The 761-nt window shown below is 73.1% G+C and carries 1 protein-coding gene; it reads left to right on the plus strand.

Features of this window, described 5'->3' with window-relative positions; translation table 11 throughout:
- Positions 1–76: 76 nt before the first annotated feature.
- Positions 77–761 (plus strand): 3-deoxy-8-phosphooctulonate synthase (kdsA, locus tag FV222_RS28110; protein WP_147816413.1); only part of this gene is annotated, 685 nt, incomplete at its 3' end.

The following is a 761-nucleotide window of genomic DNA, read 5'->3' on the forward strand; positions in this document are numbered from 1 at the left end:
GTACCGAACCGGCCGCCGGCCTTGCGCCGCAGGGCCGGACTTTCGCACGGGGCGAGGGCGGGCTAAGCCTCCGCCCATGCCCGATTCGACCGAGACCCACGAGCCCAAGACCGTCCGCGCCGGCGCGGTCGCCTTCGGCAACCACCTGCCGCTCGCGCTGATCGCCGGCCCGTGCCAGCTCGAGAGCCGCGACCACGCCCTCGAGATCGCCGCCGCGCTGAAGGAGATGGCCGAGGCCCACGGGCTCGGCCTCGTGTTCAAGGCGTCCTTCGACAAGGCCAACCGCACCTCGGGCGGGGCCGCCCGCGGCATCGGCCTCTCCGGCGCGCTGCCGATCTTCGCCGAGATCAAGGACCGCTACGGCCTGCCCGTGCTCACCGACGTGCACGATGCCGGGCAGTGCGGGCCGGCCGCCGAGGTGGTCGATGTGCTCCAGATCCCGGCCTTCCTGTGCCGCCAGACCGACCTGCTGCTTGCCGCCGCCGCCACCGGCCGCGTGGTCAACGTCAAGAAGGGCCAGTTCCTCGCCCCCTGGGACATGCAGCACGTGGCCGCCAAGGTGACCCAAGCCGGCAACCCGAACGTGATGGTCACCGAGCGCGGCGCCTCGTTCGGCTACAACACCCTGGTCTCCGACATGCGCAGCCTGCCGATCATGGCCGCGGTCACCGGCGGCGCGCCGGTGGTGTTCGACGCCACCCACTCGGTGCAGCAGCCGGGCGGGCAGGGGGGAAGCTCGGGCGGCGAGCGCCGGCATGTCC

The sequence above is a fragment of the Methylobacterium sp. WL103 genome, assembly GCF_008039885.1.
In the GTDB taxonomy this organism is placed as follows: Bacteria; Pseudomonadota; Alphaproteobacteria; order Rhizobiales; family Beijerinckiaceae; genus Methylobacterium; species Methylobacterium cerastii.